This is a genomic window from Curtobacterium sp. L6-1 (assembly GCF_018885305.1).
In the GTDB taxonomy this organism is placed as follows: Bacteria; Actinomycetota; Actinomycetes; order Actinomycetales; family Microbacteriaceae; genus Curtobacterium; species Curtobacterium aetherium.
The window spans coordinates 2,832,024-2,856,670 of record NZ_CP076544.1 but is presented as its reverse complement, the minus strand read 5'-3'; the positions used below and the strand labels follow the sequence as shown (position 1 = coordinate 2,856,670).

Below are 24,647 nucleotides of genomic sequence, written 5' to 3'. Positions count from 1 at the left end.
ACGCCGGCCGCGCGGTCCGACCGCTGCGTCGACCGGGCCGGGCTCCGGCCGGGCCCTCCACCTGTCGGATCCGGCCCTCCGCGCGGTGTGGACAGGGCATCCGCGTGATGTGAACCGACCATCCGCGTGATCTGAACACTCCGGACGGGCGCCCAGTGAGCCAGGCCGACCATCTCCCTCGAGCGACGGATCCCATCCGTCCGAGGGAGTGACATGAGCGATCAGCAACAGCAGCCTCCCGGGTCCGAGCAGGCGATGACGCCGAAGCCCGACCACGGGGAGACCAGCTACACCGGCTCCGGCAAGCTGACCGGCAAGCGTGCCGTCATCACCGGCGGCGACAGCGGGATCGGCAAGGCGGTCGCGATCGCCTACGCCCGTGAAGGAGCGGACGTCCTCATCTCGTACCTCCCCGAGGAGGAAGAGGACGCCCAGGAGACCAAGCACTGGATCGAGGAAGCCGGTCGGAAGGCCGTGCTCTTCCCCGGTGACGTCAGCGACCCCGCGTACTGCCGCAGCATCGTCGAGACCGCGGTGTCCGAGCTCGGCGGCATCGACGTGCTGGTGAACAACGCCGCGTACCAGATGACCCACGAGACGCTCGAGGAGATCTCGGACGAGGAGTGGGACCACACCATCGCGACGAACCTCAGCGCGTACTTCCACCTCGCCAAGGCAGCGCTCCCGCACATGTCCGCGGGCGCCTCGATCATCGGGTCCAGTTCGGTGAACTCCGACAACCCGGTGCCGACGCTCCTGCCGTACGACGTGACGAAGGCCGGCATCGCGAACTTCTCGGCCGCGCTCGCGCAGCTCGTCGGGCCGCGCGGGATCCGCGTGAACAGCGTCGCGCCGGGACCGATCTGGACGCCGCTCATCCCGGCGACCATGCCGCCCGAACAGGTCGAGGAGTTCGGCAAGCAGACACCGCTCGGCCGCGCCGGACAGCCCGCCGAGCTGGCACCGGTCTACGTCCTGCTCGCGAGCGACGACGGCAGCTACGTCTCCGGCGCGCGCATCGCCGTCACCGGCGGCACGCCGATCCTCTGACCCACCCACCCGCCAGACCGACACAGAAACAGGAGAACGATTTGTACTTCCACAAGCAAGAGCTCCAGTTCAAGTCCACCCCCGACAAGCCCGACGCGGTCTACGCGCGCAAGCTCCAGGAGGTGCTCGGCGGACAGTACGGCGAGATCTCCGTCGCGCTGCAGTACCAGTTCCAGGCGTGGAACATGCACATCCCGGGCAAGTACCGCGACATGGTCTTCGGCATCGGTGCCGAGGAGATGGGCCACGTCGAGATGCTCGCGACGATGATCGCCCAGCTGCTCGAGAAGGCTCCGCTCGGCATCACCGGGGACGCCGTCCAGGACGACCCGACGGTCGCCGCGGTCCTCGGTGGCACGGACCTCCAGCAGGCCATCGTCGCCGGCGCCGGTGCGCGTCCGGTCGACAGCATGGGCAACCCCTGGCAAGGCTCGTACATCACCGCCAGCGGCAACCTGCTCGCCGACTTCACGGCGAACGAGAACGCCGAGATGCAGGGCCGCGTCCAGGCCGCCCGGCTGTACCACATGACGGACGACCACGGCGTGCGGGACCTGCTGAAGTTCCTCATCGCGCGGGACACCATGCACCAGAACATGTGGGCGACCGCCGCTGCGGAACTCCGCGAGTCCGGTCTCGAGACCATGCCGGTGCCGAGCAACTTCCCGCAGCACAAGGAGAACCAGGAGGTCAACTACCAGTACCTCAACTTCTCCGACGGTGCCGAGGCGAAGAACGGCCCCTGGGCGAGCGGCCCCTCGTTCGACGGCAAGGGCGAGTACTCGTACCACGACGGCCCCACCACGTCGTCGCCGATGCCGCCGCCCACGCACCCGGACTCGCGCTTCTACGGCACGACCGAGCTGCCGAACACGATCGAGAAGATCGCCGGCACGGTGCAGGACAAGCTCAACAAGGAGTAGTTCACCGAGCACGACGTCGCGGGCCCGCCCTTTCCGGAGGACGGGCCCGTTCCGTGGCCCTCGGCGGCACGCAGTGGGTGCCCGGAGTGCTGCCCGTTGGTTCGGCGCGCGAACTGTACAGAGCGCCAAACAGTTCGTTGACCTCATAGTTCACGATGTGAAAGAGTTCCGTTGTCCGGTCGGACACGAGACACCCTCGACGAGGAAGGCGCCCCCCATGCACAGCACGTACCACGGCACGTCGCACGACACCCGCTTCGGCGGCTCCCACCCGCGCACGGGCCTCACCGACCCGGCCGTCATCGAGGCGTACGTCGCCCAGCGCATCCAGGACCCGTCGCTGCTGTCCCGCCGCTCCGAAGTGTCCTACGCCGACTTCTTCGTCGCGCCGGCCGCCTGACCCGGCTTCCCGGTCCGGGCGCCGACCTCGCCGCTTGACCCAAGCGGCGACCCGCCCGACCCGGCCGCCTGACCCGGCGTCCGACCCACCAGCACGACCGCCCGACCCGACCGGGTGAGGAAGACCACGACCCATGCCGTTGACCGTCGTCCGCCGCGAGCACGTGCACCTCTACGCCCGTGAGCCGCGCACCCAGCCCGCCAGGACCGCCGTCGACGCGCTGCTCCGCCTGCAGCACGCCGAGGAGGACCAGCTCGAGCGCGCCCGTGTCGAGAGCGGCCTGACGAAGAACGAGTTCCTCACCGTCCGGTACATGCTGCAGGCGCACCGCGACGGCCGCACGATGGGGCCGAAGGACCTGGCCGTCATGTTGTCCGTGTCGAACGCGTCGGTCACCAAGATCGTCGACGGCCTGGTGGAGAAGGGTGACCTGGTCCGGTCACCGCACCCCACCGACCGCCGCGCCCAGGTGCTCGAGCCCACCGAGCAGGCGGCGCGCAAGATCGACGTGTCGTACGAGACCTTCCACGAGGCCGTCGTCGAGGTCATCGACCACCTCTCCGCCGAGGACAACGCGGTCCTGGCGCGGTGCCTCGGACAGATCACGGCCGCGCTCGACGCCGGGATGCCGACGCCGGTCGACGAGTACACGGTCGAGGCGCGGTCGGGCGCAGCGGACGACGAGGACGGCGCAGCCGCCGAGTCCTGATCCACGCCGGTCCCGACCAGCGCCGGTCCCATCCGGTGGTGGCGGTGCCGGCAGCGGTCGGTACCGCCGACAGTCGGGTCGGTGTCCGTCCCGTCCCCGTGGCGGCCTGGAGGCGCGGTGCCGGTGGTGATCCGAGCCTCCCGTCCGGCACTGGCCGCGAAAACCTTCCAGCGGTAAGTTGGCAGGATGACGGACCCCGCCAGCGACGACGACGCGGTCGCGCCGCGACGCGGCGGCTACCGCAAGGGCGCCGAACGGCGAGCGCAGATCCTGGACGAGATGATCCGGATGGTCGCCGAGCAGGGGGTCGACGCGTCCTCGCTCCGGTCGGTCGCCGACGCCCTCGGCATCACGCACGCCGCGCTCCGCCACTACTTCCCGAGCCGCGACGACCTCCTGCTCGCCGTCTACCGCGAGCACGAGGTCCGCGAGCAGGGTGCCCCGGAGCGGATGAAGTCCGCCATCGGGGACATGCGCGAGAGTGCCGCCCGCAACCGGGCCGTGCCGGGGCTCGTGCAGCTCTACACGACGCTGTCCGCCGACGCCGTGCAGGAGGGGCACCCCACGACGCGCGACTTCATGCGCGAGCGGTTCACCCGGCTGCGGGCGGACCTCGCCGGACTCATCCGGGCCGACCAGGCGGCGGGACGGATCCGCGACGACCTGGACGCCGAGGACCTGGCGAGCCTGAGCATCGCGGCCTCGGACGGCCTGCAGGTGCAGTGGCTGCTCGACCCGGAGGCGGTCGACGGCGAGCGGGTGCTGCGGCTGCTCGAACGCATCGTGCCCGCGGGTGACGCCGACCGCACCGACGGCGCCTCCGCCTGACGGGCACGACGGGGGAGCGGACGAGGGACCGGACGAGGGACCGGACCGCAGCGCGTGCCTCCCGGCCCGGACAGCGGAACGGCCGGCCCCCGAGGGGACCGGCCGCTCCGACGGCACCGCGGACTACGCGGTGAGGACCGCGGCGGCGGGGTCGAAGTCCTCGGGCAGCGGCGCGGGGCGCTCCACCGTCGACTCGATCGTGACCGCGGAACCGGACTCGGCGGCGTCACGGATGCCGAGCAGCACGTCGAGGACGTGCAGCGCCACAGCACCGGAGGCGCGCTCCGGACGGTTCTCGGCGATGGCCCGGGCGAGCTCGACGACACCCGTGCCGCGCCCCCAGGTGGAGCCGACGGCCTCGAGGGTCTCGGGCTCCTCCTGGCCGTAGCGCCACAGCTTCGAGGCGCCCTCGAACGTGTTCGGGTCGGGGAGCGAGATCGTGCCGAGCGTGCCGTTGATCTCGACGAAGCCCATGCGGGGCAGCGCGTGCTGGAACGAGAACGTCGACTGGGCGGACTGCCCGCCGGCGAACTCGATGAGCGCGGCGTGGTGCGTCGGGACCTCGACCGGGAAGGTCTCGCCGGCGCGGTCACCCGAGGCGATCGTGCGGCGGTCGAGCGACTTCGACGACACGGCCTGCACGCGGCTGGCGGTGCCGAAGGCGTGCACGAGCGTCGTGACGTAGTACGGGCCCATGTCGAACAGCGGGCCGGCACCGGTCGCGAACAGGAAGTCCGGGTTCGGGTGCCACGCCTCGGGACCGGGGACGTGGAACAGCGTCGTCGCGGTGAGCGGCTCGCCGATGTCGCCGCGGGCGATGGCCCGGAGCGCCGTCTGGATGCCCGCGCCGAGCACGGTGTCCGGCGCGGTCGCGACGCGGAGGCCCTTCGCCTGCGCCGACGCGAGCACGGCCGCGGCCGAGTCGTGGTCGGTGGCGATCGGCTTCTCGCTCCACACGTGCTTGCCCGCGTCGATGGTCTGCTGGTCGACCTCGGCGTGCGCGGCCGGGATCGTCAGGTTGATGACGATGGAGATGTCGTCGCGGGCGAGGAGTTCCTCGACCGTGCCGGATGCGCCCACCCCGTACGCGGCGGCCTGGGCGGCGGCGCGGTCGGTCAGGACGTCGGCGACGAAGCGGACCTCGACGTCGGCGAACTGCGTCAGGTTCTCGAGGTACTGCGTGGAGATGTTGCCGGCACCGATGATGCCGATCCCGATGCGGCTCACGCGGCGGTCCCCGCGGTGTCGTTGGCCTGCAGCCAGGTGAGGGACTCGGTGATGCCCTCGAAGACGTCGCCCTTGTACGCGTCGAACTCGACGACGCGGATGGCCTGCGGCGCCGCGGCGAGGATGCCCGCCACGTCGACGTCGCCCTGGCCGGCCGGGGTCTGGTTCTCGAAGGCGCGCTGCAGTGCCTCGGGGACGATCAGTGCGCTCTCGGACGAGGGCAGGGCGGTGCGGATGTCGCCGTCGACCTTGCCGTCCTTGACATGGATCGCGACGACGCGGTCGCCGAGGCCACGGAGCACGGCGGCCGCGTCGGCGCCACCGACGGTCGCCCAGAACGTGTCGACCTCGAGGACGGTCTCCGGCGACAGCTGCTCGACGAACAGGTCGTAGACGGTGCGGCCGTCGACCTTGTTCGTGAACTCCCACTGGTGGTTGTGGTACCCGAACTGCAGGCCGCGGGCGGTCGCCTCGGCAGTGAGGACGTTGACGCGCTCGGCGATGGCCTTGACGTCGTCGGCGGTCTGCCAGCGGTCGGTCGGGATGAACGGGTCGATGACGGTGTGGATGCCGAGGCGCTCGGCCGCGTCCCAGATCGGCGCGGTGTCGCCGGCGTCGATCACGGCGACGTGGCCGGACGGGGCCTTCAGGCCGGTGGCGGCGAACGCACGCTCGAGGTCGGTGGCGCGCTCGACGAACGCGTAGGGCTCGACGTTCTCGTAGCCGATCTCGCGCACTCGGGCGATGGCGGCGTCGAGGTCGTCGGCGATGGCGTCGCGCAGTGAGTAGAGCTGCACAGAGGTGGTGGGCATTGCAGAGGCTCCTTCGATCCTGACTGGTGTGCGGCCGACGGAGACACTGCTCCACGGCGAGACGATCACGACGCTACCGCAGAAACCACCCGGTGTGTAGTTTTCGCTTCCACCGACTTCCCGCCGCCATGTATGCTCGCCCTCGTAAAACCGTACGAGCTATGGTTTTCATCGACTCAAGGAGGCGTCATGAGCACACCCGAACCCGCGGAGACCCCGGTGCTGCTGCACCCGGAGCAGGGGATCACCCAGCCGGTCAGCACGATGCGTGTCGGCATCGGCTACCAGATCGCCCTGTTCCTCGGACAGTTCGGCCTGTTCGTGGCCCTCATGGCGCCGGTCTACGTCAGCATGCAGCTCAAGGCCGAGGCGCTGGTCGGCGACTCCGCCGCGAACGTCATCGGCTCCGTGCTGCCGATCGGCGCGTTCGGGGCGCTCATCATGAACCCGCTCGCCGGTGCGCTGTCCGACCGGACCCGCACCCGCTGGGGACGTCGCCGGCCCTGGATGCTCAGCGGTGTCGTCGTCTTCGCGGTCGCCCTGGCCTGGATCGCGTACGCCCCGGACACCCTGCAGCTCACGCTGGGCTGGCTCCTCGCGCAGCTGGCCGCCAACACCGTGCTCTCGACGCTGACCGCGAGCTTCGCCGACAACGTGCCCGAGTTCCAGCGCGGCAGGTCGTCGAGCATCATCGCGCTCGCCCAGAACATCGCGGTCCTGGCCGGCACGTACCTGTCCGTGTTCTTCGTCGCGAACCTGCCCGTGCTGTTCATCGCGCCGGGCATCCTGGCGATCGTCCTGGTGGTCGTCTACGCGGTCGTCGCACGGGACGAGCTGCCGACGTACCCGCTCAAGAAGTTCACGTTCCTCAACCTCGTCTCGTCGTTCTGGACGAACCCGATCAAGAACCCGGACTTCGCGTTCGCGTGGTGGTCGCGCTTCCTCATCATCTTCGCGACGTTCATGTTCACCACGTACCGCCTGCTCTACATGAAGCAGCACATCGGCATCGAGAGCAACGCGGAGGCCGCCGCGGCCGTCGCGTTCGGCGTGCTGCTCTACACGATCGCCCTCCTGGTCAGCGCGGCGCTGTCCGGCTGGGCATCGGACCGGCTCGGCCGCCGCAAGGTGTTCGTCGCAGGCTCGACCGTGCTGTTCGCCGTCGGCCTGGTCGCCCTGGCCCACGCAGAGACCGTGAACGGCTTCTACGTCGCCGAGGTCATCATGGGCTTCGCCTACGGCATCTACTCGGCCATCGACACCGCGCTCGTCGTGGACGTCCTGCCGAACGCCGACCGCCCCGGCAAGGACCTGGGTGTCATCAACATCGCGAACGCCCTGCCGCAGTCGCTCGCGCCCGCCGCCGCGCTGTTCTTCCTCCGCTTCGGCACCGGTGGCACGGCCGACAACTACGAGTTGATGTGCTGGGCCGCGGGTGGTGTCGCCGTCCTCGGCGCGCTCGTGGTGCTCCCGATCAAGCGGGTCCGCTGACGCGACCCGGGACGGACGGGAGGCCCGTGGCTGCGCAGCCACGGGCCTCCCGTCCGTCGTACGGTTGCGGGATGACCACCGCGCCGACCCGGACCTTCACCACACCCGTCGGCCGGATCGTCGGCCACCGCGACGGCGCGGTCCTCCGTGCCCTCGGCATCCCGTACGCCCGCGCCGAGCGCTTCCGGCGGCCGACCCCGGTGCCGCCGTTCACCGGTGACTTCGTCGCGGACACCCCGGCGCCGGTGCCCCCGCAACCGTCGACGCCCGTCCTCGAGGAGCTCATCCACCCCATCGAGGCCGAGGTCGCCGAGCACTGCCAGGCACTCTCCGTCACCGTGCCGGCCGACGTCCGCGACGACGAACGGCTGCCGGTCATGGTGTGGATCCACGGCGGCTCGTACGTCGTGGGCGGCGGGGACATCCCGATCCACGACCCGCGCGCCCTGGTCGAGGAGCAGCGCGTTGTCGTCGTGGCCGTCACGTACCGGCTCGGCGTGCTCGGGTTCCTCGGCGACGGGGAGCGGGTGCCGGCGAACCTCGGACTGCTCGACCTGGTCGAGGCCCTGCGCTGGGTGCACACGAACATCGCGGGGTTCGGCGGGGACCCCGACGCGATCACCCTGTTCGGGCAGTCCGCGGGCGGCGACGCCATCGCGCACCTCATGGTGGCCGAGGGCACGGCCGGGCTGTTCCGGCGCGTGATCGTGCAGAGCGCACCGCTCGGGCTGTCGCGTCGACGTGCCCGCATGAACCGGGCGATGTCCCGCACGGTCGGGACCGTCGCACCGGACGCGCCGCTCGACGAGGTCCTCGAGCGGCAGGCGGCAGCCGAGCGGGTCGCACTGCCCTACGGTCTGCGCGGCGGGATGCCGTTCGGCACGCAGTACGGCCACGCGCCGCTGCCCGCCGAACGCGACCTGCCGGACGCCTGGCGCCGGGTGGCCCCGCACGTCGAGGTCCTCATCGGCTCGGGGTCGGACGAAGCCGCCCTGTACGTCCCGATGATCCCCGGACTGGCCGCGGTCTGCCGCACCCGGATCGGACGTGCCCTCGTCCGGTGGCTGCTCGTCCGGCCGCTGACCGACGTCGTCTACGGCCGGGACGCCCGCGCCTTCGCCGTGCGACACCGGGCCGCCGGCGGTCGGGCCGTCGTGTACCGGCTCCTCCGCGGCGTGACCGTGCGGCCCACCGGAGCGGTGCACATGAGCGACGTCCCGCTGCTGCTCGGCGACCGCGCGGCCTGGGCGGGCAGCCGCTTCGTACCGACGCGGGACTGGGCCGCCGTCGAGCGCCGCGGGCCCGGGATGCGGGCGATCTGGGCGGAGTTCGCGCGGACCGGGCGGGTCACGGCGCCGGACGACGAGACGCTGACGTTCGACCGGGGCTGACCGACAGGGGACGGCCGGGCGGGGCCGACCACGCGGCCCTGCACCCCTCGAACTGGCGGTCGCGCCGCCCGGGCCCACGCCGGATGATCGTCCTCATGCCCGACTCCGACCTCCGCAACCGCATCATCCCGGCAGCGATCGAGGCCTTCCGTCGGTCGGACTTCCACGCCGTCGGACCCGCCGAGGTCGCGGCGCTCGCCGAGGTCAGCGACGCCGAGGTCAGCGACGCCTACCCGGTGTGGGACCTGCTCGTCGTCGCCGTCATGAACCGCTGGGACAACGGCGACCGCAAGTACCTGTGGCCGATCGCCGAGCAGCACGGTGCCGCCGCCTACCTCCGCGCCCGCCTGGAGTCCGGCCTGGCCGACCCCGCGCTCGTCCGGATCCGCATCGCCACGCTGAGCGCGGCCTCCGCCCCGACGCACCCGGCCGCCGGGTGGTTCCGCACCCAGTACGTGCGGGCGTTCGAGGACATCACGCTCGCGCTCGTCCGCGACGTCGTCGCCGGACGGGAGCCGCACGGCACCTCGCCCCGGCACGCGGCCGAGCAGCTCGTTGCCCTGTACGAGGGGCTGCAGCTGCAGTCGCAGCTGCGGGACGGGAGCGACCTGCTGGCCGGTTGGGACCGGGCAGTCGCGCGGATGCGTGCCGGGTGGGGTGCGGTCGCGCTCGTCTGACCGCGCTACCGGGAGGCGGTCAGCTGTCGGAGCACCGCAACGAGGGCGGGGACGTCCGCCTGCTCCCGCTCGGAGAGCCTGGTCCTGATGGCTTCGGCGATCCACGCTGACCGGCGAGCACGCTCCTCCCGGAGGGCCGCACCGCCCGTCGGGCTGATCGCGACCTGGACCGCTCGCCGGTCGGAGGGGTGCGCGCCGATGTCCACCAGCTGAGCGGCACGCAGCTGCTCGACGACCTTGGTGGCCGACTGGTGGCGGATGCGACACCGTGCGGCCAAGGCGGCGATCGTCGCCGGTCCCTCCCGGTCGAGCATGCCGAGGATCGACAACTGGTTGTCGGAGAGCTGCTCGTCGGGACGGGCTGCCCGGACGAAGTCACCGACCGCGGCTCGGAGGTCCTCGGCTACCTGGTCGATGTCGGCGTCCACGACTCCTACTATGCGTGATCCGCGGGCGGGAGCGGAACGGACCGGGACGTGTCCGTCCCGCTCCTCGGCGGTCAGGCGGCCGTCGCGGTGCCGACGGCCGTGCCGCGGGCCAGGGTCGCCGGGATGATCGACGCGTGCAGCATCGCGGTCGACGGCACGTCGGGGAGCTCGTGCACCGCGGAGGAGAGCGCCGTGACGGCCACGACGTTGCCGTGCACGCCGGTGCCCTGCGGCGGATTGGGGCCGACGTAGCCCGCGACGCCGAAGGAGTTCGGCAGTTCGATCGATCCCTCGGGCATGTCCTGACCGCTCGCCCCGGCGACGAGCTGCCCCGCGCCCGCCGGGACGACGGCGATCCAGTGCCAGAACCCACCCGGCACCGGGGCGTCCGGGTCGAAGACCGTGACGAGGAGGCTCTGCGTCCCCTCGGGGAGGGTCTCCCACGTGACGGCCGGCGACCGGCCGGTGCCGGCCTCCGAGCTGTACGCGGCAACGGGGAAGGCGCCGTCGGTCAGTTCCGGGAGTGCCACCGGGAGCTCGTTCGTGGGGAAGGTGTTCGCGTACGGGTCGACACGCATGTCGTCTCCATCCATTCAGTCGGGCGATCGCACAGTCACGCTGTACACCTGAACTGTACATACAAACTGTACAAAAGGCCACCCCCTCTCCAGGTCAGCCGGTGAGGCGCGTCCCTTGCCGCGGGCGCCGGTGCCCCTCGTCCGCCATGACCCAGCTCGTCAGGAGGCGGAGCGCGTCCGCGTGCGCGCTCCCGGGCTCGGCGCTGTACACGAACAGCGCCTGGTCCGGGTCGCCGGGCATGGTGAACGTCTCGTACCGCAGGGTGAGGTCACCGACCACGGGATGGCGGAACCGCTTCTCCCCGGCTGTCCGCTGGAAGACGCGGTGCTCCTGCCACCACCCGCCGAACTCCGCGCTGGCGATGGTGAGCTCCCCGACGAGCGCCTGCGTCGCGGGGTCCTCCGGATCACGGCCGGCGTCGAGGCGCAGGTTCTCCACGGCGAGCCGCGCCTGGGTCTCCCAGTCCACCAGGCGCTTCCGAGCGGTGCCGTCGAGGAACATCCAGCGCGCGTAGTTGCGTTCCGTCGCGGGCATCGCGTCGAAGTCCGCCAGGAGCGCCCGCGCCAGGCGGTTCGTCGCCAGCACGTCGGTGCGACGACCGAGGAGCATCACGGGGACGCCGTCGAGTGCGTCCATGAGCTGCACCAACGCCCGGCGCGGGCGCTGGACGGGCACGGGGCGCCGTCGCCGCTGTGCGGGCGGGTGACCGTTCGTCGCGATCAGGTGCCGGAGGTGCTCGTGCCCCGCGTCGGACAGGTCGAGCGCTCGCGCGATCGCGGCGACGATCCCCGGCGACGGCGTGATCGGGCGCCCCTGCTCCAGGCGGGTGTAGTAGTCCGAGGAGACCCGGGCCAGCTGCGCCACCTCCTCGCGACGCAGACCCGGCACCCGGCGGATCCGGCCGTCCGCCGGCAGCCCGGTCCGCTCCGGGTCGACCTGGCTCCGAGCACGACGGAGGAAGTCGGCGAGCTCCTGGTTCCGGTCGGCCATCTCCCCATTGTCACCGCCCGCTGCCCACCCCGCGTGGGTCGGATCGTCCCAGGCAGAGCCGGGCCAGGAGGACGCGCTCGGAGGCGTCCGCCGGCTCGCAGGCTGGAGGCACGAACCACCTCCTCCGACCGGAAGGCACGACCACCATGACCCACCGCACCGACCGACCCGCGACCTGGCTCGTCACCGGCGCCTCCCGTGGACTCGGCCTGCACCTGGTGCGGGCGCTGCTCGCCGCCGGGCACCACGTCGCCGCGACCACCCGATCGACCGACCGACTGCTCGGCGCGCTCGGGGAAACCGACACGACGAACCTGCTCCCGCTGCAGGTGCAGCTCACCGACCAGGCCGACGTCACCCGTGCCGTCGAGGAGACGACCGCCCGGTTCGGTCGCATCGACGTCGTGGTGAACAACGCCGGCTACGGCTACCTCGGGGCCGTCGAGGAGACCACGGACGCGGACGTGCGGGCGATGTTCGACGTGCAGGTCAACGGCACCTGGAACGTCCTCCGCGCGGTCCTGCCCGTCATGCGTGCGGCGCGATCGGGGCACGTCATCAACGTGTCGTCGGTCCTCGGACTCGTGTCGTTCCCCGGCTGGGGCCTGTACTGCGCCGCGAAGTACGCGCTCGAAGGGCTCACCGAGTCCCTCGCCGCGGAGGTCGCCGACCACGGCATCGCCGTCACGATCGTCGAGCCGGGCTACTTCGACACGGACTTCCTGACCAGTAACTCCCTCGCCCTGCCGGAGACGACGACCGACGCCTACCCGGCGATCCGCGAGATGGTCACCGCACACCAGGCGATGCCCGGCACGCAGCTCGGCGACCCCGCGCAGGCCGCCGCCGCCTTCATCACCATCGCCGAGCGGAGTGACGGGCCGCTCCGGCAGCAGCTCGGCTCGGACTCCTCCGGCTTCGCCGCCGCCAAGGTGGAGGCACTCCGAGCCGACGTCAGTGCCGGCCGCGCGCTCGCCGAGTCCACCGATCGCGTTCGCTGACGAGCTCTGCCAGCAGCGCCTCAGTCCAGTGGGAGACGATCGTCGGCGAACCGTCGCTCGAGGACCGCGCCACTCTCGGTCCCGTCGAGGTAGGTCCGGAGCGCGCTGACCAGACCGGTCATCTCGCTCCCGTCGAACATCACTCGTGCGCCGTCGTCCATGACCTTCTCGATCTCGCGGAGCCGCGGGACGAGTTCCCGGCCTCCATCGGTCAACCGGAGGGCGACGGCTCGTCGATCCGACGCGTGCGTGGAGCGTTCGACATAACCACGACGGACGAGTGTGTCGACGATGCGGCTGGGGCTCGCTGTCTCGCACACGATGAGCTCGCCGAGCTCCTTGAGCGTGATGGGTCCGTATCGAGAGAGGACGAGGATGATCTCGAACTGCGAGGTCGTCAGTCCCAGGTCGGCGAGCTGTCGGCCGAGCGCGCGGTTGCCCTCCCGCTGCGCCGCGAGGACCAGGTAGCGCAGCTCGAACTGCGCGAGTGTCGGCGCCGTGGGAGTGGGCGCTGGTGCCGGAGTGGTCATGTGCGATCCAGTCGTGACGGGAGCAGAGCAAGCTGCTCCCGTCCAGTTTGTCAGGTCGTCGCCCAGGGCCCGCGTTCGGTCTGCGGGCCCTGGGCACGGGCGGCTGATCAGGTACCGACGAGCGCGCCGGACTCCGCCGGGGTCTCGGACGACGGCTCGCGCACCGTCGTGTCCGGAACAGGGCATGCTCTGCCGAAGGCCCGCGGACCGATGGCGCGCAGCACGCTCGGCATCACGACCATGCGGATGACGACCGCGTCCAGCACGACGGCGATCGCGAGTCCGATCCCGATCTCGCGGACGATGCTGATCTGCGCCGTCATGAAGGAGAGGAACACGGCGACCATGATCAGCGCCGCGCTGTTGATCATGCTGCGGGTCCGGTCCGCGCCACCGAGGACGGCCTGCTCGTACGGGATGCCTGCCCGGTACATCTCCTGCATGCGGGACATGATGATGACCATGTAGTCCATGCTCAGGCCGAACATCACCGCGAACAGCAGGATCGGGGTCACGGAGTTGAGAGGTGCGTCCGAGACGGCGTGCTGCACCAGGGTCAGGGATCCGACGCTCGCGCCGACGACGAGGAGGTTGAAGAGGAGCGCGAGAGCCGGCAGGACGACCGAGCGCCAGGCGAACGCGAGCATGGCGAACGTCAGGAGCAGGACGACCGCTGCGACGAGCGGGATGCTGCGGACGATGGTGGCGTCGAAGTCCACGCCCTGAGCGGTTGCGCCGGTGACCGCCACGCGCGTGCCGTCGGTCAGTTGGGCAGGGAGGTCTCGGCGGACCTCCTCGACCAGGTCGTGAGCGCTGACGGAGTCCGGACCCTGGGCCGTGGTGACCACCACCCGCGCGGTGATCACGTCGTCCCGTGCATCCCACAGCTTCCGGAGGTCAGCGGGTGTGTCCGCCTGGTCGAGCAGGGTGGTGAGCTGTCCCGCGGGGAGTCCGATGGCGGTGACAGAGGTGACGTCATCGGCACCGGGCCGCTGTGCGAGCCAGGTGCTGGCACGCTCGACCTGTCCCAGCGCGACCGACGTCCCGACGTCGGCCGGGAGGGTGAGGACGACATCGACGGGGAACAGTCCTTCTTGACCAATCCGCTCGTCGAGGATCTCCGATCCTTGTCGGGCCGGGTCAGAGGCGGGCAGGACGGTGGCACTCGCCACGGGGGACTGCATGGAGAGGCTGGCGATCGGGACGGCGCACGCGGCGAGTGCGAGGATCCCGACCGTGCCGACGAGTGCCGGGCGCCGGATGCGCGATCGCACCGTGCGGACGCCACGAGGCGCCGCAGGGCGCAGGAACGGGACGGCGAAGCGGTCGATCCTCGGTCCGATCAGGGTGAGCGCGGCAGGCAGGACGAGCATCGTGATGACGAGCGCTACCACCGCGACGACGATGCCTCCGAGGGCGATGCTCGTCAGCGCCATCACCCGGGGGATGAGCAGCGCCGCGAGGGCCAGGACCACTGCCACGCCGCTGAAGAGAACCGAATGCCCGGCGGTGGACATGGCCGCTCGCACGGCGACCGGGGTGGCTCTGCCCGTCGCGAGTTCTTCCCGGAACCGTTTGATGATGAACAGGGAGTAGTCGACGGCGACGGCCAGACCGATCATGGACACGATGTTCGTGTAGAGGTTCGACACCTCCGTCACGCGGGTCAGCAGGAAGCCGATGCCCAGGGCCAAGGCGAGTGACGAACCCGCGACGAGCAACGGGAGGACGGTCGCGACGACCGATCGGAAGACGAACAGCAGGACGACGATCAAGAGCGGGAACACGATCAGTTCGGCTCGCGTGGCGTCGGCCTTCGAGTGTGCGTTGAGCTGGAAGTCGAGCGCTGGTTGGCCGGTGACGTACACGTCATCCACCAGCCGGGCGTCCTCCAGTCGTTCCTGCAGATCGGGCACGAGGTTCTGGGCGGCGGTCGCACTGCCGTCGAAACCAGCGATGACCGCTGCCGCGCGATCGTCCTCCGAGGCGAGGTCGGGGTCGTCCCCGGGGGTGGTGATGGAATCGGCACCCTCTTGGCGGAGGATGCTGACCACCCGCGAGATCGTCCCGTCCGTCACCGTCGTGGCCCTGTCGAGCACGACGACCAACTGGTTCGGTGACTGGGCGAAGCGCTCCTCGACGACTTCCTGCGTCACGAGTGCCTGTGCTCGCGGGTTGGTGAAGCCTCCCCCTGACAGGGCGGCATCGAGGTGCAGTGCGAGTGCCCCTCCCACCACGAACAAGGCCAACCACACGGCGATGACCACGCGAGGAAAGCGGATCGGTACGTCGAGCAGGCGCCGCATGGGTCCTCCGATTCGTGACGTTACATGCATGCTACAGCACGGAACTGAGCGCTCGGACCCCTCTGCCCGGCGGACGCTCATGTCGTCGTGAGGAGGCCGTACAGGACGGTCATCCGCGGGTTCCTCCCCGCGGTCGTGACCGTCACACGCGTCGGCGAGACCGCCGTTGAGTACCGGCTCGAGGGAGCCGGCGCGCAGGAGACCGGCCGGTGGCTGATCGACCGAACAGCGGACGGGGCGTCCGTGGTCACGCACGCGTTCGAACACGCCGGAGCACTGCTGGTCGTGTTCCGGCGCGCGTTCGTCCTCGTCGCGGACTGGCGTCTCGAGCGACTCGACCACGAAGCACGAGCGCTGGTCACGTGACCGGATGGCCGGGCCCCGCCACTCCGGGGTCCGGCCTGCCGGCGCGGCAGCTCGTTGCCCTGTACGAGGGGCTGCAGCTGCAGTCGCAGCTGCGGGACGGGAGCGACCTGCTGGCCGGTTGGGACCGGGCCGTCGCGCGGATGCGTGCCGGGTGGGGTGCGGTCGCGCTCGTCTGATGGGCGGAGGCGCGCCGGCCCGGGACCGCGGCCGGTCGCGACACGACCTACGCTGGGGTGGTGCTCTCCCGACGTGACGCCGCCGTACGGCTCGACATCCCCCTCGAGATGGCGGCCCACCACGGGATCCCGACGCGGCTCAGCGAGGCCGAGCTCCAGGCGATCGAGGAGGACCCGCCCGCCTGGCTCGTGCAGTCCCGGGCGAACCGCACCGGTGCCAAGAAGGTCTGGGTGCAGCTGGAGTGCGTGGTCTGCGGGTACGCCGAGACGGCACGGCCGAAGAAGTGGTGGCCCGACTGGGACCACCTGATGTGCGACTACCACGCGCCCTACCAGGCGCCGGAGCCGATCGCCGGGCGGACCCGGCACGAGGTCGAGGGCGTCGGCAGCCGCTTCGTCGCGCTCGTCGACGAGGCGCCCCAGCGACCCTGACGGTCGCAGCGTGGCCGGGCGCGACCAGCCCACCCGGTCGTCGGTAGCCTGGACGGACCGTGGGGGCCGGTGGAGGCCGCGCTCCTGCCACCGGACCGACACAGGGGGAACGACCATGTCCACACCGCACCGCGCAGCAGCTCTCGCTCTCGCTCTCGGCATCGTCCTCCTCGCAGGGCTCACCGGGTGCAGCGGAGGCGGTGACCCGGGGGCGGCGGCGACCGAGGCCCCGCCGGAGATGTCGCAGGCCGAGCGGAAGGCGACGCTCCCCGACCTCGAGCAGGAGGCGAACAGCGTCGCCGAGGGCATGGTCGAGGTCATGGCGAAGGGTGACCTCTCGACGACGGGCGCCGAGTACGTCGCCGCGCACCCGCTCGGCGAGCACCACCACCTCGGCAAGTGGGAGATCCGCGAGCGGGACGTGACGGGTCTGGTCTCGGGCACGGTCTGCATCGAGTACCGCCAGTCCGACGACGCCGACCCGGTCGCGATGGCGACCACCCTCGCGCAGTACTCGCCGGCGGACGGGAGCGTCCGCGAGCACCGCGAGACCACGCCGGTCGGGACGGGCCTCAACGTGGGGTGCTGACACCGCTGCGGACGGCGCTCCGCGCCGGTGACGTCGCCGCTCCGCCCGGGTGGTGCCGCCGCTCCGCCCGGGTGGTGCCGCCGCTACTGTGGCGGTGTGGAACCGCTCTTCCCACGACGCCCGGAGCGGACGCTCCACGTCGCGCGGGTCCTCCTGCTGACCGCCGCCGCCGTCCTGGTGCTGCTCTGGCTCGTGCTGTGGGCGCCGGTCTGGCTGGCGGGTTCCGGTGCCACCCTGCTCCTGTGGCCGCTGGTCGTCCTCGTCGCGTTCGTCGCCTGGTGCTGCTGCTTCGTCGTGGTCGTCATGGCGATCATCGCGCTCGCACGCGGCACCGGCCGAGGTGCGCCACTGATCATCGCAGCGAGCGTGGGGCTCATCCTCGTGGCACCCGTCGCGATCTGGTTCGTCGGCCCGTTCTCGGCGGTCGGGTAGCGCCCGCTCCGGGCGGTCCTGCCCCGAGGTGACGGACCGGAGGCGCGGTGCGGGTGAGCCGGTCGGCCCCCTGCACCGCGCCTCCGGTCCGGTCCGCTGCGGACGCAGCGTCGCGGTGTCAGCCGCGGATGAACGCGAGGATGTCGGCGTTGATGACGTCGGCGTGGGTCGTCAGCATGCCGTGCGGGTAGCCCTCGTAGATCTTCAGCGTCGCGTCGCTGAGCAGTTCGGCCTGCTTCAGGGCTGCGTCCTGGTACGGCACGACCTGGTCGTCGTCGCCCTGCAGGACGAGGACGGGCACGGTGATGGCGCGGAGGTCCTCGGTCTGGTCCGTCTCCGAGAACGCCTTGATGCCCTCGAGGTGGGCGACGGCACTGCCCGTCATGCCCTGACGCCACCAGTTGGCGATGACCGGCTCCGACGGCGTCACGCCGTCGCGGTTGAACCCGTAGAACGGGCCGGAGGCGACCGCCTGGAAGAACTCGGCGCGGTTCGCGGCGAGGGCCTGCCGGAACCCGTCGAAGACCGAGATGTCGGTGCCCTCGGGGTTCGCGTCGGTCTTCACCATCAGCGGCGGCACGGCGGAGACGAGGACCGCCTTCGCGACCCGCCCCTGCGGCTGGCCGTACTCCGCGACGTAGCGGGCGACCTGGCCGCCGCCGGTGGAGTGCCCGACGTGGACGGCGTCGTGCAGGTCGAGGTGCTCGACGACGGCGGACACGTCACTGGCGTAGTGGTCCATGTCGTGGCCGGTGCCGATCTGCGACGAGCGCCCGTGGCCCCGGCGGTCGGAGGCGATGACGCGGAAGCCCTCGGCCAGGAAGTACAGCATCTGCGCGTCCCAGTCGTCGGACGACAGCGGCCAGCCGTGGTGGAACACGATCGGCTGGGCGTCGGGGTTCCCCCAGTCCTTGTAGTAGATCTCTGCACCGTCGTCGGTGGTCACGAACGCCATGGTCGTCCTCCTGTTGTGTGTGGGGTCTGGTGTGGGTGGTCTGGTGGGGTCGTCAGTCGAGGTCGGCGACGGCGTCGGTGATGAACGCGGCGACCTCGGCGGGGTGCGTCCGCATCAGCAGGTGCGGTCCGTCGATCTCGATCACCTTCCGGACGCCGGCGCGCTGGTAGCCGAAGCGCTCCACGTCCGGGTTGATGGTGTGGTCGGCGCTGGCGACGATGCCCCAGGACGGCTTGGTCTTCCACGCAGCCGCGGAGGCGGGCTCGCCGAACGCGACGGCGGACAACGGACGCTGCGAGACCGCGAGGACCCTCGCCTCGTCCAGGTCGAGGCCGCCGGCGAACACCGCGGGGAACGCGTCGATCGCCACGGACACGTCGGTGCCGGGTTCCGCCCCCTCGACCGGGTAGGGCGAGTAGACGAGGTTCGCGGCGAGGGCACTGTCGGGGAAGCCGCCCTGGAGGGTGCCGAGGCTCTCCCCCTCCTCGAGCGCGTACGCGGCGACGAACACGAGCCCGACGACGTTCTCGGCGACGCCGGCGACGGTGAGGACCGCGCCGCCGTAGGAGTGCCCGGCGAGCAGGACCGGACCGTCGATCTGCTCGACGAACGACCTGATGGAGGCCGCGTCGCCGGACAGGCTCCGGTTGGGGACCGGCGGGACGCGGACCTGGTGGCCCTGGTCGAGGAGGAGCCCTGTGACGGGTGCCCAGCTGGCGGCATCGGCGAACGCTCCGTGGACGAGGACGATGGTGGGTGATCCGGTCATGGGCGCGAACCTATCCGCGCGGACGACCGGCGCACATCGGTCACGACGACTGAGATCGGCCGCCGATCGACTTACCCGTCGACGGACGGGAGCGGGGTGCCCTGGGTCGCGAGGACGTCCGACAGCTGCCGTCGGTCGGAGATCCCCAGCTTCTGGAAGGCGGCGTAGAGGTGTGCGCCGACGGTCCGGGGCGAGACGAAGAGGTGCTCGCCGATCGCGCGGTTGCTCAGTCCCCGGGCCGCGAGCGTGCAGACCCGGAGCTCCTGCGGGGTGAGCAGCTCGTCCCGCCGTCCGGGCACCGCCAGGCGTTCCCCGGTGGCGCGGAGGGCGTCGCGCGTGCGTTCCTCCCACGCGGGTGCGGGCATCTCGCCGAACAGGGCGAGGGCCGCGTGGAGGGCGGCGCGGGCGTCCTCGCTCCGGCCCGTGGCGTGGAGCCGCCGTCCGAGACGGAGGAGCGTCCGGGCCTTCGCGTACGGGATCGACCAGCGCGCGTCCCGGACCGCGGCCCAGGTGGTCGCGAGTTCGTCGTCGGCGACGAGCGCGGCCCTGGCGTGGTCCAGCGCGGTCCGGACCAGCGGCGCGTGCCACCGTGCGTGGAGCTGCTCGAGGTCCGCGAGCCGCTGCTCGGCGTCCTCCCGCCTGCCGGCGTCCAGCGCGGCGTCGACGAAGTCGGGTGACGTGATGACCGCGAAGTCGGGGTGGTAGGCGTCGTGTCCGGGGTCGGCGATGCCGCGGAGGCGCTCGAGGGCCTTCGCGGGCCGGCCGGTCACCAGGTACGCCGCACCCTGACTGCCCAGGACGGTCGCGCGCATCGCACTCGAACGGAGCACCTGGGCGCCGACCTCCGTCCCGCCGGAGATCGCCTCGACGTCCGGCTGGCGGCCGTCGAGGGCGTCGAACCACGCGAGCGCGCACCGTGCCGCGGCGGAGAACCCGGCGTCGCCCAGGTCACGGCCCAGCGACTCCGCCTGCTCCGCGAGGACGCGGGCCTTCGCGACGTCCCCGGCCAGGTAGGTCGTCATCGAGGTCCCCATGAGCGCCTGCGGGAACGTCCGCAGTTCGCCACGCGCCCGCATGCTCGCGAGGGCCCGGTCGAGGAGCACACGCGCGGTGTCGATCTCGCCGACGAGGTTGAGCGCGTACCCGAGGAGCCACGCGGACTCCTCGTCCTCGGCGGACGCTGCCGCCCCGAGGGCGAGTTCCCGGACCCGGTCACCCCGGACGACCGGTTCCGTCCGCGCTGCGAGGAGGATCGCGCGGGGATCGTCCTCCGGCAGCGCGAGTGCCTCGACGACGGCGAGCATCGGGTCACCGGGACCCGGCTCCAGGGTGTGGTCCCACGCGATCGCGGCCAGGTGGAGGAGCGCAGCGGTGGCGTGCTCCACCCCACCGGCCGCCTGCATCTCGGAGACGGCGTGGAGTGCCGGCCCGAGGTCGCCCCTGGCCAGCCCCGTCCGGCCGGTGGGCAGCGTCTCGGCGACCCACGCTGCCCGCGCTGCCAGCAGCCGGTCCGGCGCCTCCGAGCTGGCCCGGTGTGCCAGGAGCGACGCCTCCGAGGTCCGCCCGGACAGCCCTGCCAGTTCCGCGGCGGCGACCAGCCGCTCCACCCGCACGGTCACGTCCGAGGTGAGCTCCGCGGCCCGCTCGACCGCACGACCGGCGGCGACGGTGTCGGACATCGCCGTCCGGCCGTCGGCGAAGGCGGCGATCTCGTCGGCCAGGGAGTCGTCGTGCCCCGCCGCGAGTTCGGCCCGCCACCAGATCGTCCGCGTCGGCTCGTCCTCGTGCTCGCGCACCAGGGCAGCGAGCACCGCGGCGCGTTCCGTCGGCGACGCCGCTGCCAGGACCGCCGACTGCACGAGCGGGTGCCGGAACCGGATGGCCCGAGGAGCGACCCACTCGAGGAGTCCGGACGCGGACGCGCGATCCGTCCACGTCGGCGCCGGGACCTTCCCGAGTGCCCGTCCGGCGGCTTGGGCGGCTTCCTCGGCGGTCGCGCCACTGGAGAGCGCGACGGCGAGCAGGGCGAGCCGCGTGGGCTGGTCGAGCTCCGCGTAGCGGTCGCCGAACTCCTGTTCCACCCGGCCGACGACGGGCCGCTGGTGGGTACGGTTCCCCGGCACGTGCTGACCGAGTTCGCGGAGCGCGAGCGGGTTCCCTGCGGCGCGGGTCACGAGCTCGCGCCGAGCCTGGCCCGACGGCGCCCCCGGGACCGCGTCGAGCAGCTCCGCAGCGGCTGCGTCGTCGAGCGGCGCGAGGTGCAGGCGTCGCACGCCGGGGTCGTCCGGGGCGTCCGTGTTCCGCGTCGACATCACGACGACGATCGGGTCCTCGACGACGCGACGAGCGACCATCCGCAGTGCCCACGCGGACGGTGCATCGATCCAGTGCAGGTCCTCCGCCACGACGAGCAGCGGTCTGGCGGCGGCGGCGTCGGAGAGCAGGGTCAGCGCCGCAAGCCCGGCGAGGAGCGGTGACGGCTGCACGCCCGGTTCCACGCCGAACGCGACGTCCAACGCACGCCGCTGCGGGGCCGGCAGGCTCGGGATGCCCGCTCGCAACGGGTAGAGGAGCATGTGGAGGGCCGCGTACGGCTCCGCCGACTCGTCGAGCGTGCCGGTCGTGGTGAGGACCCGCACGCCACGCCCGCCCGCGTACTCGACCACGTCGGCGACGAGCGACGACTTGCCGATCCCCGCCTCGCCGTCGACCACGAACGCCGAACCGCCGCTGTGCACGTCCTGGATCGCGGTGCGGAGGGCCGCGATTTCCCGCTCGCGCCCGATGACGGGCTGCGCCATCGTCATGCCGTCAGTATGCCAGCGGCCGAGCCCGGAGCGGGAGCCGCGGTGCGGGTCCGTGGCCCCCGACCCGTCACCGCCCCCGCACGATCTGCCCCGTCACCGCCCCTGCACGATCCGCCCCGTCACCGCCCGCGCGCGATCCGTCCCGCCGCCGGCTGCACCCCGACGACCGCCACGAGCACCGCCGCCGCAGCGAACCCGGCCCAGGACACGAGGTCGAACCCGGCCGCCGCTGACCCGGTCAGCCCGTACCCGACACCGACCAGCGCCGGCACGACCGCGACCGTGCCGATCACCACGGCCGCGACCGCGGTGTACGCCGTCTCGACCCCGGCCATCCGCAGCAGCTGGGCGCGAGTGGCACCGGTCCGCTGCAGCAGCGCGAACTCGTCCCGCCGCCCCCTGGTGGTGGTCAGGAGCGTGTTCGCCGCGGCCGCCGCCACGAACGCGAGGAGCGCGACGACGAGGACCAGGGACAGTTGGCGGTCGCCGCTCCCGGCCCGGAGGGCGGTCGCGACGTACCCGTCCACCGTGGCGACGTCCGCGCCGGTGGCGCGCAGGGCCTCCCGGACGGCTGCGCGGTCACCGGACGCGGTGTCGACGAGGAGCGTGTCGACGGGACCTGACGCGCGGTCGCGGACCAGGACGTCCCCGAAGGCCAGACCGCGGTCGTAGACCGCGACGATCCGCGCCGACTCGGCGGGGCCGTCGCCGGTGCGGAGTCGGATCGTGTCGCCCAGGCCCGTCGGGGTGAGGGCGAGCAGGTCGCTGCTCACCGCGACGGTGCCGGGTCCGCTGAGCGCGTCGAGGGACCCGGAGCGCACGGCCGGGTCGAGCGCGGCGGTGTCGGCGGAGAGGGCGCAGACCGCGGTCGGCTCCCACTCGAGTCCGCCGAGGTCCTCGTCCGCCTGCTCGACCTGCACCGACCCCGCCGTGTCCCGCACGGTGGTCGTCCCGCGGACGCCGGGCAGCGCCGCGATCCGCTCCGCCTGTGCACCGGTGACGCCGTCGCCGGCGGTCACCACGAGGTCGGCCTGGAGGCCCGCCCGCAGTTGGTCCTCCGTCGCGCGCTGGACGGCGGCGTCCGTCCCGGTCTGCACCGTCCCGAGGGCGACGAGGAGCGCGAGCGGGACCACGGCGGCGCTGAGGCGCCGGGAGGCTCCGCGGGCGTTGAGGAGGGCGAGCGTGCTCGCCGTCCCGTGCCGGCCGGTGAGCGCCCGCCGGGCACCCCACTGCACGAGGAGCGGCCCGGCGAGGGCGGCCGCGACGACGAGGACGATCGCCGAGGTGGCGCCCGTCGCGCTGCCCACCAGGCCGGGCGTGAAGAAGGGCGTGGTCGCGGTCGCGAGGCCGGTGAGCGCGGTGACCGCGGCGGCGATCTGACGACCGCGCGAGAGCGTCGGGACGTCGGTGGTGCTCGCGCGGACCGCGTCGGTCGGGCTCGGCCGGGTCGCTGCCCGCGCGGCCATCGCCGCGGCCAGGAGTCCGGTGGGCACGAGCACGACCAGCGTGCTGAGCAGCGGGATCGCCGACGGCGCGAGCGAGAAGGTGGCCGGGACGACCGCGCTCGACCGCAGGAGCGGAGTCACGAGGGGCGCGACGACCGTGCCGACGAGGGCGCCGACGGGTGCGACGAGTGCGAGCAGGACCAGGACCTCGGTGCGGACCGTGCCGCGGATCTGCCCGGCGGTGGCACCGATCGCCCGGAGCAGCGCGAACTCGCGGCGGCGCTCGCGGAGGACCCCGGCGAAGACGCTGGCCACCATGAAGACGGTGATGAGGAGCAGCGTCCCGGCGAAGGACCCCGCCACGGTGGAGAGGAACGGGGCCTCCGGGTGTCGGACGCCGGCCTCGAGCCAGGCGGCCGTGACCGCGAGGAGCACGGCGGCCAGGGCGACGACGACCCCGGCGCCGATGACGGCGGCGCGGTTGACGACGAGCAGGGAGCGGAGTGCGGCGCGCACGGCTCAGCGCCCCAGACCGAGCACGTGGGCCGTGACCGACTCGAGCGTCGGGGCGTGCAGCTCGTCGCGCACCCGACCGTCGGCGAGGAACACGACCCGGTCGGCGTACGCGGCAGCGCGGGGGTCGTGCGTGACGAGCACGAGGGTCTGCCCGAGCGACCGCACCGCGTGCTGCAGGAGCTGCAGGATCCGGTCCGCGGTCGCGGTGTCCAGGGCACCGGTCGGCTCGTCGGCGAACACCACGTCCGGTCCCGCGACGAGTGCCCGCGCGATGGCGACGCGCTGCGCCTGGCCGCCGGACAGCTCGCCGGGCAGACGGTCGGCCGTCCCGCCCAGGCCGACGGCGTCGAGCAGCTCCGCGACCCGGTGCTCGTCGGCGCGGGTGCCGGCGAGCGTCAGGGGCAGCCGGACGTTCTCGCCGACGGTCAGGTGCGGCACGAGGTTGTAGCCCTGGAACACGAAGCCGACGTGGTCGCGGCGGAAGCGCGTGACGGCGTCCGGGCTGAGGGTGCCGAGGTCGACGCCGCCGATCACCACGCTGCCGCTCGAGGGGGTGTCGAGCCCGGCGGCGCAGTTGAGGAACGTCGACTTGCCGGAGCCGGACGCGCCCATCACGGCGGTGAAGCTGCCGGAGGCGATGTCGAGGGAGACGCCGTCGAGCGCGGTGACGGTCGACGGCCCGTTCGGGTACGTCTTGGTGAGCCGGTCGAGGTGCACCGCGGTGCCGGTGCGGCCGGGGGAGAGGACTGTGGACACGGGGAGCTCCTGTCGCTGGCGACGGATCGGTGGGAGGGACGCCGTCCACGCTAGGAAGCCGT

The 24,647-nt window shown here is 72.3% G+C and carries 26 protein-coding genes; 14 read left to right on the top strand and 12 right to left on the bottom strand.

Annotated elements, in window-relative coordinates; translation table 11 throughout:
- Window positions 1-213: 213 nt before the first annotated feature.
- The 5 genes from KM842_RS13220 to KM842_RS13200 all read left to right on the top strand — a co-directional run bounded on the left by KM842_RS13220 (window position 214) and on the right by KM842_RS13200 (window position 3,910).
- Window positions 214-1,050, top strand: coding sequence for an SDR family oxidoreductase (locus KM842_RS13220; protein ID WP_253206132.1), 837 nt, complete (start codon window positions 214-216; stop codon window positions 1,048-1,050).
- A gap of 41 nt (window positions 1,051-1,091) precedes the next feature.
- A complete protein-coding gene (locus tag KM842_RS13215) occupies window positions 1,092-1,973 on the top strand; it encodes a manganese catalase (RefSeq protein ID WP_216259058.1) in 882 nt (293 codons plus the stop codon).
- 217 nt (window positions 1,974-2,190) lie between these two features.
- On the top strand, window positions 2,191-2,373 hold the full coding sequence (locus tag KM842_RS13210) for a hypothetical protein (protein ID WP_216259057.1): 183 nt from the start codon (window positions 2,191-2,193) through the stop codon (window positions 2,371-2,373).
- Window positions 2,374-2,506: 133 nt separating this feature from the next.
- The gene (locus KM842_RS13205) at window positions 2,507-3,082 is read left to right on the top strand and encodes a MarR family winged helix-turn-helix transcriptional regulator (RefSeq protein ID WP_216259055.1); all 576 of its coding nucleotides are present in this window, start codon (window positions 2,507-2,509) and stop codon (window positions 3,080-3,082) included.
- A 186-nt stretch (window positions 3,083-3,268) separates the two neighbouring features.
- Window positions 3,269-3,910 (top strand): TetR/AcrR family transcriptional regulator, encoded by a 642-nt coding sequence (locus KM842_RS13200; RefSeq protein WP_216259053.1) that lies wholly within the window; start codon window positions 3,269-3,271, stop codon window positions 3,908-3,910.
- A gap of 123 nt (window positions 3,911-4,033) precedes the next feature.
- Here KM842_RS13200 and KM842_RS13195 read toward each other — a convergent pair whose 3' ends face one another.
- Window positions 4,034-5,137, bottom strand: a complete 1,104-nt coding sequence (locus KM842_RS13195; RefSeq protein ID WP_216259051.1) for a Gfo/Idh/MocA family protein — start codon at window positions 5,135-5,137, stop codon at window positions 4,034-4,036.
- The gene (locus KM842_RS13190) at window positions 5,134-5,949 is read right to left on the bottom strand and encodes a sugar phosphate isomerase/epimerase family protein (protein WP_216259049.1); all 816 of its coding nucleotides are present in this window, start codon (window positions 5,947-5,949) and stop codon (window positions 5,134-5,136) included. The genes KM842_RS13195 and KM842_RS13190 overlap by 4 nt, the downstream gene beginning before the upstream one ends.
- 189 nt (window positions 5,950-6,138) lie before the next feature.
- Between KM842_RS13190 and KM842_RS13185 the strand changes: the two genes are divergently transcribed.
- The 3 genes from KM842_RS13185 to KM842_RS13175 all read left to right on the top strand — a co-directional run bounded on the left by KM842_RS13185 (window position 6,139) and on the right by KM842_RS13175 (window position 9,508).
- Entirely contained in the window at window positions 6,139-7,440 is a 1,302-nt protein-coding gene (locus KM842_RS13185) for an MFS transporter (RefSeq protein WP_216259047.1), read from the top strand.
- Between the two features lie 71 nt (window positions 7,441-7,511).
- Window positions 7,512-8,831, top strand: coding sequence for a carboxylesterase family protein (locus tag KM842_RS13180; RefSeq protein ID WP_216259046.1), 1,320 nt, complete (start codon window positions 7,512-7,514; stop codon window positions 8,829-8,831).
- Between the two features lie 95 nt (window positions 8,832-8,926).
- Window positions 8,927-9,508: a TetR/AcrR family transcriptional regulator gene (locus KM842_RS13175; RefSeq protein WP_216259045.1), complete on the top strand. Its 582-nt coding sequence runs from the start codon at window positions 8,927-8,929 to the stop codon at window positions 9,506-9,508.
- Between the two features lie 5 nt (window positions 9,509-9,513).
- On the opposite strand, the gene KM842_RS13170 is transcribed toward KM842_RS13175, so the two are convergent.
- The 3 genes from KM842_RS13170 to KM842_RS13160 form a co-directional block, all read right to left on the bottom strand.
- Window positions 9,514-9,936, bottom strand: coding sequence for a MarR family winged helix-turn-helix transcriptional regulator (locus KM842_RS13170; RefSeq protein ID WP_216259044.1), 423 nt, complete (start codon window positions 9,934-9,936; stop codon window positions 9,514-9,516).
- Window positions 9,937-10,007: 71 nt separating this feature from the next.
- Complete coding sequence (locus tag KM842_RS13165) at window positions 10,008-10,514, bottom strand: YbhB/YbcL family Raf kinase inhibitor-like protein (RefSeq protein WP_216259043.1); 507 nt, start codon at window positions 10,512-10,514, stop codon at window positions 10,008-10,010.
- A gap of 94 nt (window positions 10,515-10,608) precedes the next feature.
- Window positions 10,609-11,505 (bottom strand): helix-turn-helix transcriptional regulator, encoded by an 897-nt coding sequence (locus KM842_RS13160; protein ID WP_216259041.1) that lies wholly within the window; start codon window positions 11,503-11,505, stop codon window positions 10,609-10,611.
- Between the two features lie 146 nt (window positions 11,506-11,651).
- Here KM842_RS13160 and KM842_RS13155 point away from each other — a divergent pair, with 146 nt between their 5' ends.
- Window positions 11,652-12,506, top strand: a complete 855-nt coding sequence (locus KM842_RS13155; RefSeq protein WP_216259039.1) for an SDR family NAD(P)-dependent oxidoreductase — start codon at window positions 11,652-11,654, stop codon at window positions 12,504-12,506.
- A gap of 20 nt (window positions 12,507-12,526) precedes the next feature.
- On the opposite strand, the gene KM842_RS13150 is transcribed toward KM842_RS13155, so the two are convergent.
- Together KM842_RS13150 and KM842_RS13145 are read right to left on the bottom strand one after the other, a co-directional pair.
- Window positions 12,527-13,036, bottom strand: coding sequence for a MarR family winged helix-turn-helix transcriptional regulator (locus tag KM842_RS13150; RefSeq protein ID WP_216259037.1), 510 nt, complete (start codon window positions 13,034-13,036; stop codon window positions 12,527-12,529).
- Between the two features lie 107 nt (window positions 13,037-13,143).
- The gene (locus KM842_RS13145) at window positions 13,144-15,342 is read right to left on the bottom strand and encodes an MMPL family transporter (RefSeq protein WP_216259035.1); all 2,199 of its coding nucleotides are present in this window, start codon (window positions 15,340-15,342) and stop codon (window positions 13,144-13,146) included.
- Window positions 15,343-15,429: 87 nt separating this feature from the next.
- Here KM842_RS13145 and KM842_RS13140 point away from each other — a divergent pair, with 87 nt between their 5' ends.
- The 5 genes from KM842_RS13140 to KM842_RS13120 all read left to right on the top strand — a co-directional run bounded on the left by KM842_RS13140 (window position 15,430) and on the right by KM842_RS13120 (window position 17,337).
- Window positions 15,430-15,708 (top strand): hypothetical protein, encoded by a 279-nt coding sequence (locus tag KM842_RS13140; RefSeq protein ID WP_216259032.1) that lies wholly within the window; start codon window positions 15,430-15,432, stop codon window positions 15,706-15,708.
- Complete coding sequence (locus KM842_RS13135) at window positions 15,705-15,884, top strand: hypothetical protein (RefSeq protein WP_216259031.1); 180 nt, start codon at window positions 15,705-15,707, stop codon at window positions 15,882-15,884. The genes KM842_RS13140 and KM842_RS13135 overlap by 4 nt, the downstream gene beginning before the upstream one ends.
- Window positions 15,885-15,944: 60 nt before the next feature.
- Complete coding sequence (locus KM842_RS13130) at window positions 15,945-16,316, top strand: hypothetical protein (RefSeq protein WP_216259029.1); 372 nt, start codon at window positions 15,945-15,947, stop codon at window positions 16,314-16,316.
- A gap of 115 nt (window positions 16,317-16,431) precedes the next feature.
- Window positions 16,432-16,905, top strand: a complete 474-nt coding sequence (locus KM842_RS13125) for a hypothetical protein (protein ID WP_216259026.1) — start codon at window positions 16,432-16,434, stop codon at window positions 16,903-16,905.
- 96 nt (window positions 16,906-17,001) lie between these two features.
- Window positions 17,002-17,337, top strand: a complete 336-nt coding sequence (locus KM842_RS13120; protein ID WP_216259024.1) for a hypothetical protein — start codon at window positions 17,002-17,004, stop codon at window positions 17,335-17,337.
- 118 nt (window positions 17,338-17,455) lie between these two features.
- Here KM842_RS13120 and KM842_RS13115 read toward each other — a convergent pair whose 3' ends face one another.
- From KM842_RS13115 to KM842_RS13095, 5 genes are all read right to left on the bottom strand, one after another.
- The gene (locus KM842_RS13115; RefSeq protein ID WP_216259022.1) at window positions 17,456-18,292 is read right to left on the bottom strand and encodes an alpha/beta fold hydrolase; all 837 of its coding nucleotides are present in this window, start codon (window positions 18,290-18,292) and stop codon (window positions 17,456-17,458) included.
- A 52-nt stretch (window positions 18,293-18,344) separates the two neighbouring features.
- On the bottom strand, window positions 18,345-19,061 hold the full coding sequence (locus tag KM842_RS13110; RefSeq protein WP_216259019.1) for an alpha/beta hydrolase: 717 nt from the start codon (window positions 19,059-19,061) through the stop codon (window positions 18,345-18,347).
- A gap of 71 nt (window positions 19,062-19,132) precedes the next feature.
- Window positions 19,133-21,868 (bottom strand): helix-turn-helix transcriptional regulator, encoded by a 2,736-nt coding sequence (locus KM842_RS13105; RefSeq protein ID WP_216259017.1) that lies wholly within the window; start codon window positions 21,866-21,868, stop codon window positions 19,133-19,135.
- Between the two features lie 119 nt (window positions 21,869-21,987).
- Complete coding sequence (locus KM842_RS13100) at window positions 21,988-23,829, bottom strand: FtsX-like permease family protein (RefSeq protein WP_216259015.1); 1,842 nt, start codon at window positions 23,827-23,829, stop codon at window positions 21,988-21,990.
- A 3-nt stretch (window positions 23,830-23,832) separates the two neighbouring features.
- Entirely contained in the window at window positions 23,833-24,585 is a 753-nt protein-coding gene (locus tag KM842_RS13095) for an ABC transporter ATP-binding protein (RefSeq protein ID WP_216259013.1), read from the bottom strand.
- Between the last annotated feature and the right edge of the window lie 62 nt (window positions 24,586-24,647).